The sequence below is a fragment of the Polaromonas sp. genome (assembly GCF_010365105.1).
Classification (GTDB): Bacteria; Pseudomonadota; Gammaproteobacteria; order Burkholderiales; family Burkholderiaceae_C; genus Polaromonas.
Genome location: NZ_JAAFGZ010000064.1, coordinates 1 through 8538 on the forward strand (window position 1 = coordinate 1; position 8538 = coordinate 8538).

The following is an 8538-nucleotide window of genomic DNA, read 5'->3' on the forward strand; positions in this document are numbered from 1 at the left end:
GCGCTCCCAGCGCAGCGATCAGCAGTAACATCGCGCTTTCCATTTTTCAGTTCTCCCTATGCCTCTCCCCAATCACCAACTCAGCATGACCGTGCTGATGACCCCCGACATGGCCAACTTTTCCGGCAATGTCCACGGCGGCACCATCCTCAAATTGCTCGATCAGGTTGCGTATGCCTGCGCCAGCCGTTACGCGGGCGAGTACGTCGTGACCCTGTCGGTCGATCAGGTCATGTTCCGCCAGCCGATTCATGTGGGCGAGCTGGTCACGCTGCTGGCATCGGTCAACTACACCGGCAACACGTCGATGGAAGTGGGCGTCAAGGTGATCACCGAAAACATCCGGGGCCAGAGCGTTCGGCATGCCAACAGCTGCTTTTTCACGATGGTTGCCGTGGGCGAAGACGGCAAACCCACCGCCATTGCGCCGCTCGAACCCGAAACGCCCGACCAGGTACGTCGCTACGCCGACGCCAAAATCCGCCGCGAGTTGCGTCGGGAGTTTGAACTGCGGCGGCAGGCGCTGACCGTCAAGCCCGCGTGAACGCTGTTCTTACCGCACGGCGCCTGCGCAAAACTGAACCCGCGCGCCAGCGTCTGCTGGCCTGATGGGGCGGCCTGTTCACCTGCGTCAACCCGGCATTGACGCGCTCAAGGGGCTGGCCTGTGTGCTGATCATCTGGCACCACCTGGCTTTTTACGGGCCGATGTCGGATGTGCTGTATCCCCATGTGCCTGCGTTGACCGACTGGCTGTATGACTACGGTCGCATGGCCGTTCAGGTGTTTCTGGTGATTGGCGGCTTTCTGGCGGCCAGGTCGCTGGCGCCGCAAGGCCAGGCGACTTATGCGTCGCCGGGCCGGTTGATGGCGCGCCGCTACCGGCGGCTGGTGCTGCCTTATCTGGTGGCGGTGGCGGCGAGTGTGGCGGTGGCCGCGCTGGTCCGCCCGTGGTTTGACCATGCGTCGCTGCCGTCGGCCCCGACGCTGTTTCAGTTGCTGGCGCATGGGCTGCTGCTGCAGGATTTGCTTGAATTGGAAGGGCTGTCCGCCGGCGTCTGGTATGTGGCGATTGATTTTCAGCTGTTTGCCATGGCCGTGCTGCTGTTCAGCCTGTCGCGGCGGCTGGAACGGCGCTGGCCGGACCTGCTGAATTGGCGGGTCGCACCTGGACTGGTGTTGACGGTGATGGTCTGCGCGGCGTCGCTGTTTTTGTTCAACAACGACAGCCGCTGGGACACGGCCGGGGTGTATTTCTTTGGCGCTTACGGCTTGGGCATGCTGGCTTTTTGGGCGGGCAATTCAGACCGGCGGACTTCTTGGCTGCTGTGCATGGGCGTGCTGGCCGGCAGCGCGCTGCTGCTTGATTTCAGGGGACGGTTGCTGGTGGCGCTGGCCGTGGCGTTCGGGCTGGTGGTTTTGCAGCGCCACGCTTCAGGGCCAGGCGCGCCACGCTGGCTGCAGCGGCAACTGGCCGGGCTCGGGCAAATGTCGTATTCGATTTTCCTGATTCACTTTCCGGTCTGCCTGCTGGTCAATGCGGTGGTCAGCCGATTTTGGCCTGCGCATTTGCTGGCCAATGGGGCGGGTTTGCTGGCGGCGTTTGCGCTGTCGGTGGGTGCTGGCAGCGTGCTGTACCGCAACGTTGAATCCAGGGCTTCGCTTTATTCGGGTCGTCTTAAATTGCGCTTTGCAGCCTGATGCAGCGTCAACCGTCATAAATTTATGCAAAAAATAGCATTTGCGCAAGCTGGACGGGCGTAAGCAGCTATTGAATTAATAGCGATTGGCATTTGAATGCATTCAGCTTTGAAACCGAATCGCCTGATGTGAGAGCAATGAGCGAAAGTTATTGTTCGGCATTGAACAGCTGCAATTGGCCTGGTCGCGACCGATGGGCATATATCTCGGAAGTTATCCCGCATCCAGCAAGGAAGTTTCCTTTCCTGACCCGCCGCCGGGCTGTAGCAGACTGTCTGCTGGTTGCTTCACACGATGCCCATGCCCAAAAAAGTCCCCGAGATTTTAATTTTTAGATGTTCTCTGCAGATACGCTCAGGCAAAAACAAAGCGTATCGGGTTCGCCTTGTCCGCTCAAATCAAACGCTTGCAGACAAGCAGCGCACGATAGTCAACCCACTTCTATAAGGCATGCTTGATTTAAACGGTCAACCCAAAAAGGTCTGGAAATCAAAGGCGCTGCTTTGGCACTGACTCAAAAATCGAATGCGCGTTGGCACGCGGTTTTTTCCCGCAAGACGCTGAAGTACGTCATCTTCACGCTTGCCGTGTTGTGTGCACTCTATGCTGCGCTTGGATTTTTCCTGGCGCCCTGGGCAATCCGGCATTACGCACCCGGCGCCCTTCAGTCGTTGCTTGGACGAGCGGTGGTGTTGGGTGAAGTGCATGTCAACCCGTTTCTTCTCACCGCAGACATTGCCGGTATCCGCATCGGCGATGACAAGGCGCCGCTGGCAACCGCTGACCGCTTGCACGTGGAGGCCAGCAGTGCCGGTGCGCTGCGCAGAACCTGGACGCTGGATGATCTGACGCTGGAGGGCCTGAAGCTGAACGTTCTGCGCCGCAAAGACGGAACACTGGATGTTGCAGAAATTTTTCAACGTTTCGCAAAAGGTGGTGACCCTAAAACCGAACCGGTGCGGGCAATGCTTCATCGGCTCTCAATACCGCAGGCCAGCGTCCGGTTCACCGACCTGTCAGGCACCGAACCTGCGGCCGCCAGCATGGACGCCATTGATTTCACGGCCAGCAATCTTTCCACCCTGAATGATCAGACAGCCGCCTACCAGTTAAAGGCCAACCTCCCGCTCGACGGCATCTTGAGTCTGAAAGGCGAACTGGTGCTGCAGCCCAGCCTTCAGGCGAACGGCGAGATGTCGCTTAAAGCCCTGAACGCGGCATGGCTCTGGCCTTTTGTTCGTGATCTGGTGGCGCTTTCAGACGTCAAGGGAAATGTCGATTTCTCGACGCGTTACGCCTATGACACGGTTAAATCGCTGCGACTGGACGCCGCGAATCTCACCGCTTCCGGCCTTTTGGTCGCCCGTGCCGGTCAATCACCCACACTGCTGGCCATGAAGCGCATTGCCATGGCCGATGGTCAATTGCTTCTGGCAGAAAAAAAGTTCACGCTTGGAACGCTTCGCATTGAAGAAGGCCAGGCCAACGCAGAGATCGATTCAGCGGGACGCCTGGACTGGGCCGGCATTGCCAAGCCTTCGGCGCAAAACAAGCCAGCGCCGGATTTGCAGCCAAAGCCCGCGGCTGCGCCGCTTCAAACCGCGTGGAATGTGGCGGTGGGCAAGTTGCAGGTGGCGCAGGTCGGGGTTCTTTTCACCGATCGACGCCCGCGTCAGGCGGTGTCGTTCGAAGTGGCGGACATTGCCTTTGAACTGGGCTTGTCGCTGACCAGCGGTGACGAGCTTCAGCTGGTGGCCGACGGCATCGGCGTGACGCTGAAAGGGCTGCAGCTGAAATCTGATGGCGCCCCCAAGCCATTGGCCACGCTCGATAGCGTTACTTTGCAGCAAGGCCGACTGAACCTGGCCGAGCGGCAGTTCACCGCAGTGTCCCTGAAAGCCGAAGGGGGACAAACCAGCGTGGTGCGACAGGCGGACGGCGCCATCGAGATGCTTGAGCTGCTCGGCGTCGGGGCTGACAACAAATCGGCCATCAAACAACCCGCCCCGGTGAATACGGCCGGTAATTCAAGCCATTGGAATTACGGCATTGACACTGTTCAGTTGGGAGGCGTATCGGTCGATCTGGTGGATCGTGGTTTCCAGCCTGCCGTGGCCTACGGGCTGACCTTGCAGTCGGCGACTGCACAGAACATCACGAACAATACGGGCGTGGCTATTCCCTTTGAGGCAGCGGTTGCCGTGGCGCAGGGCGGCATGCTGCGCGCCAAAGGTTCTGTTGCGCCTGATGGCCGCAGCGGGCAGGCCGCTCTGAACCTTGACAAGCTGGCCCTCGGGCCGTTGCGACCCGTGATCCTTCGCTATGCCGGGTTGTCACTGCAATCGGGTCCGCTGTCATCGTCCGGGCAGGTGAAGTTTGCGTTGCCATCGAAGGGCGCGCCGACCGTGCAAGTGGACGCGCTTGCCCTTTCACTGCCCGACGTGCTGCTGTCCCGGCAGGCCGGTGGCCCGCGCCTGCTGTCGCTGAAGCAATTTGAATTGGCTGGCGGCTCGCTTGACCTGGCGGAGCGCCGCGTTGGCTTGCGCCGTGTCAAGCTCTCGCGTGGCGACGTCGCTGCAGCCATTGCGCGTGATGGCCGTGTGGATTGGCAGCCGTCGGCGCCGCAAGTTGCAGCTAGGCCGGCAACCAAAACCTCCGCAAACGTTGACGGTCCACCCTGGCGTGTGAACGTCAACACGCTTGCCCTGGAGCAGATCGGCGCACGTTTCCTGGACCGCAGCCGGTCTACCCCTGTCGCGCTCGACATCGCCCGCATGGATGCGCAGTTGAATCTGGGCGTCGAAGTCGGCGGGGGGCCGTTGCAGATCGTTGTCAATGATTTGGGCGCGCAGTTCAAGACCATCGCGCTGACGTCGCTGGACACGCCGTCTGCCAAGCTGTTGGCGTTGGGCACTGTCGCCATCGAGAAGGGCAACCTCGATCTGCAACAAAAGCGGATAGGCGCTGCCACCCTGAAGCTTCAGGATGGCCAGGGCCGCATCGTGCGGGATGCGCAAGGCCGGATGGAGCTGGCGCAAATGCTGGCAACCGCAAATCCGCAGCCAGCCGGGCAGGGCGCCAAGGTTGCGCCGACGCCAGATTCTGCTGCCTGGCAGTACACGCTGGACAACACGCAGATCGACCGCTTCAATGTTCAGTACCTGGACAAATCCATGCGTCCGGCCTGGTCCATCGATGCCAAGCTTGGGGCAAATATCCAGACGCTGTCCAGCCAGTCGCCGGCTTCCTTCAAGGCGCAGGTTGCGCTCGCCAAGGGCGGCACGGTCGACCTGCAGGGCAAGGCCGATCTGGCAAAAGGCAGCGTGCAGGCCAAGGTCGATGCTGAGGGCCTTTCCTTGCTGCCGCTGGAGGCGATGGTGCGCCAGCGTGCGGCCGTCGATTTGCGTTCGGGCACGGCCAAGGCCTCGCTGACGGTGGACTATCAGCAACAGCAGCAAAACGCATTGCGCGCCAAGGGAACATTGCAGGTCAACGATCTGCTTTTGGTGGAAGCGTCGTCTGGCAATCGATTGTTTTCCTGGAAGCAGCTCAATGCCGACGGCTTTGACTTCGACCTCGGCGCTCGTTCATTGCGCATCGGTGAAATCAATCTATCGGAGCCGGGCGCGAAACTTGAGATTGAGAAGGACCGAACCGTCAATATCAAAAAAATATTGGCGGGAGGCAACGGTCCAGACAAGAAGGAACCGGGCAAAGAGCCGGCGCAGGCACAAGCACAGGCAAAGGACGATTCGCCGCCGTTCACCATGGAAATCGGCAAGATTCGATTCAGCAACGGCACGGTTGACTACGCCGACCAGAGCCTGGTGCTGCCGTTTGCCACCCAGGTAACCCGCTTCGACGGCACGATCGTCGACATCTCCAGCGACAAGACCCACCGCGCAGGGGTCAGCGCAAAAGGCGACATCCAGCAATACGGCTCCGCCAGTGTCGAGGGCAGCATTGTTCCTTTCGACCCTGCCGTCTTCACCGACTTGCGTGTACTTTTCAACAACGTGCGGGTCAAACCCCTGTCGCCCTACACCGCCACGTTCGCAGGCCGGACGGTCGAGTCCGGCAAGCTGTGGCTGGACCTTGCGTACAAGGTCGAAGACGGTAAGCTGGATGGAAAGAACGATGTTCGGCTGGCCGACTTCACATTGGGGGATCGGGTGGATGCACCTGGCGCTGTCGATCTGCCGCTGAACCTTGCGGTGGCCCTGCTGACGGACAGCGATGGTGAAATCAAGCTGTCAGTGCCGGTGCTGGGCGATCTGGACAATCCCCGTTTCAGCTTTGGCGGCGCAGTTCGTGCGGCCATCGGCAATGCATTGCAGCGTGTGGTCACCGCACCGTTTCGACTGTTGGGGCGCTTGTTCGGTGTTTCAGGAGAAACTCTGGCCAGCATCGACTTTGCGCCGGGCAGCCAGTCACTGCGGCCGGAGCAGCAGGAAAAGCTGGACAAGCTGACCAAAGCGCTGGGGGAGCGACCCAAGCTGCGGCTGGTCGTGAGAGCGCCCTACGATTCGCAAGTGGATGGCCAGGCGCTGCGCCGGGCACAGGCTCGCGTGGCGGTTGCGCAACTCAACGGCCAAAACGTGCGTCCCGGTGAAGACCTGGGACCCGTCGCCTACGAGGACAGAACCACGCAGGCTTCCCTGCAACGCCTGCTTGAACAACAGGCGGGAAGCGGCGCCGCCGAACGCCTTCGCGCCAGCCTCGTTCCCGGCCAGGCCAGTGGCGAGCTGTACCGCCGCATGTTTGAAAGCATTGTTGAAGGATTTCCTGTGAACGAGAGCGCTGTCCAGCAGCTGGCAGCGGGCAGGGCCCTGGGAATTGCCGGCTACCTGCAGCGCAAAGGCCTGGAAAACGCCAGGGTGCAGACCGGTCGCATCGCGGAGGTGCCTGTGGCCAAAGACGGATCGGTTCCTGCCAAGCTGGAGCTGTCGGGTGGTTAACGGCAAACGTCCGTCCGGTGACGCAATGAACAGTTCACCCGTTCCGCGCGCATTTCACCGGACGACCGGCGCGCGGTTCTTGACGCAACGCAGGCCGAACTGGGCAAATGGCCTGGTTCCCTCGCAACGTTGATTATTTAAAAAAGGCTTTCATGGATCATCTGTTGTTCAATGGCTGGAACGCCATCTTGCGCACGGCGGTCCTGGGTGTGCTGGCCTACGTCACCCTTGTCTTGATGCTGAGAATGTTCGGCAAACGCACGCTGTCAAAGATGAACGCGTTTGATTTTGTCGTCACTGTGGCGCTTGGCTCCACCTTGGCAAGCACTCTTTTGAGCAAGGATGCTTCGCTTGCGCAGGGCGCGACGGCGTTCGGGGTATTGATTGGCCTGCAGTTCATCGTGACCTGGCTCAGTGTGCGGTTCAAGTGGGTCCGCAGGGCCGTCGTCGGCGAACAGCAGATCCTTTTTTACCAGGGCCGGTACCTGGACCAGGCGTTGCGCAGTGCGCGCGTCACCCGGGATGAGGTGCTGGCTTCAATACGCGCCGCTGGTCACAGTGAGCTGGACTCGGTTCGTGCGGTGGTGATTGAAACGGATGCCTCATTCACGGTCATCACCCATGCCGGCAAGTCGGAAGACACATTGCTGGCGGTCAAGGGCTATGGCCGCACCGCCCATCCACAGGGCGAATGATGTTCTTTGTCCATCCGGCATTCCAATCCTGCGCGCGGTATGAGAAAGCCGGTGACCAATACAGGCAAAGCGCCAGCTCCTCCTTGAATACAAACACAAAAGGTCCTCCATGTTTTCTCCCCTGGAACTCATGCGCCAAAAACTCCTGGGCGCTGGCCAAGCTTTCTTCCTGCAGTTGCCCAACATCCTTGTCGCCATCCTGCTGTTGGTTGCGGTCTGGTTTGCCAGCAAGGCTTTCGCGGGACTGATCAAGCGGATCAGCATTGCGAGCAACCGTCCTGACCTGGGGGCATTGCTGGGCTCTCTTGCACGCGTTGCCTTGATCATCATGGCGGTGCTGGTGGCTGGCGCCATCGTCTTTCCGACAGTCCATCCGGGTGACATCTTTGCAGCCTTGGGTGTCGGTTCGGTGGCGATTGGTTTTGCCTTCAAGGACATCCTGCAAAACCTGCTGGCTGGATTGCTGCTGTTGATCAGGCGCCCGTACAAGCGGGGCGACCAGATCATCGTCAAAGGCTACGAAGGCACTGTCGAGCAAATCGAAAGCCGCGCCACTATCCTCAAAACCTATGACGGACTGCAGGTGATCATCCCGAACAGCGACGTCTATACATCGCCGGTGGTGGTGAACACGGCGTATAAACAGCATCGCAATGAATTGGTGGTGGGCATTGGTTATGGCGACAACCCGGAAGAAGCCGTCGAGTTTTTTCGCCAGGCGGTCATGGGCGTCGAGGGCGTCTCGGTTGATCCGGCGGTGGAAGTGATTCCCTGGGCTTTGAACGACTCGACCGTCGATCTCAAGGTCCGCTGGTGGAGCGCTTCTTCGCGTCTGGACCAGGTGCATGTCAAAGGCCGCGTGATTCTGGCGGTTGCGAAAGCCGCCAGGACGCACGGCGTTGATTTGCCATTCCCGACGTCGGTGGTGCTGTTGCATGACCAGACGGAAGAGGTCGACGGCGACCGGACCCGGCAGCGCGAGGGCTGGCCCGCCGGCAAGAATCCGCCAAAAGCCCGGTCCATGCAAGCCAATCAAAAAATTTGAGCAAAAAATGCCGTTTACGCAAGCGGGATATGCGTCAGCAGCTATTTATTCGAGCCACTTGCACAATCCAGAAAGTGGTGAATTAGTGGCTTTGCGAAGATGCAAATTTGAGAGGTGAAAGAGTAGGCGCAGCCACTGGG

General features: G+C 60.0%; 6 protein-coding genes. 5 read left to right on the top strand and 1 reads right to left on the bottom strand.

What is annotated here, in order from left to right:
• The first annotated feature begins 58 nt into the window (after positions 1 to 58).
• Positions 59 to 544 (top strand): acyl-CoA thioesterase, encoded by a 486-nt coding sequence (locus GZ092_RS21050; protein WP_293639275.1) that lies wholly within the window; start codon positions 59 to 61, stop codon positions 542 to 544.
• Positions 545 to 608: 64 nt separating this feature from the next.
• Positions 609 to 1700 (top strand): acyltransferase, encoded by a 1092-nt coding sequence (locus GZ092_RS21055; RefSeq protein ID WP_293639276.1) that lies wholly within the window; start codon positions 609 to 611, stop codon positions 1698 to 1700.
• Positions 1701 to 2167: 467 nt separating this feature from the next.
• Here the strand turns inward: GZ092_RS21055 and GZ092_RS21060 are convergent, their stop codons facing one another.
• Positions 2168 to 2674: a hypothetical protein gene (locus GZ092_RS21060; protein WP_293639278.1), complete on the bottom strand. Its 507-nt coding sequence runs from the start codon at positions 2672 to 2674 to the stop codon at positions 2168 to 2170.
• Here GZ092_RS21060 and GZ092_RS21065 point away from each other — a divergent pair.
• The 3 genes from GZ092_RS21065 to GZ092_RS21075 all read left to right on the top strand — a co-directional run bounded on the left by GZ092_RS21065 (position 2666) and on the right by GZ092_RS21075 (position 8398).
• Positions 2666 to 6658 carry a DUF748 domain-containing protein gene (locus GZ092_RS21065; RefSeq protein WP_293639280.1) on the top strand — a complete coding sequence of 1331 codons (3993 nt, stop codon included), beginning with the start codon at positions 2666 to 2668 and terminating at the stop codon, positions 6656 to 6658. The genes GZ092_RS21060 and GZ092_RS21065 overlap by 9 nt on opposite strands.
• A 152-nt stretch (positions 6659 to 6810) precedes the next feature.
• A complete protein-coding gene (locus GZ092_RS21070) occupies positions 6811 to 7353 on the top strand; it encodes a YetF domain-containing protein (protein ID WP_293639281.1) in 543 nt (180 codons plus the stop codon).
• A gap of 109 nt (positions 7354 to 7462) precedes the next feature.
• Entirely contained in the window at positions 7463 to 8398 is a 936-nt protein-coding gene (locus GZ092_RS21075; protein WP_293639282.1) for a mechanosensitive ion channel family protein, read from the top strand.
• Positions 8399 to 8538: the final 140 nt, after the last annotated feature.

What these genes read in the sequence shown, in the direction of transcription:
- GZ092_RS21050 (WP_293639275.1), top strand. Translation starts at nt 59, where the DNA reads ATGCCTCTCCCCAATCACCAACTCAGCATGACCGTGCTGATGACCCCC.
- GZ092_RS21065 (WP_293639280.1), top strand. Translation starts at nt 2,666, where the DNA reads ATGCTTCATCGGCTCTCAATACCGCAGGCCAGCGTCCGGTTCACCGAC.
- GZ092_RS21070 (WP_293639281.1), top strand. Translation starts at nt 6,811, where the DNA reads ATGGATCATCTGTTGTTCAATGGCTGGAACGCCATCTTGCGCACGGCG.
- GZ092_RS21055 (WP_293639276.1), top strand. Translation starts at nt 609, where the DNA reads ATGGGGCGGCCTGTTCACCTGCGTCAACCCGGCATTGACGCGCTCAAG.
- GZ092_RS21075 (WP_293639282.1), top strand. Translation starts at nt 7,463, where the DNA reads ATGTTTTCTCCCCTGGAACTCATGCGCCAAAAACTCCTGGGCGCTGGC.
- GZ092_RS21060 (WP_293639278.1), bottom strand. Translation starts at nt 2,674, where the DNA reads ATGAAGCATTGCCCGCACCGGTTCGGTTTTAGGGTCACCACCTTTTGC.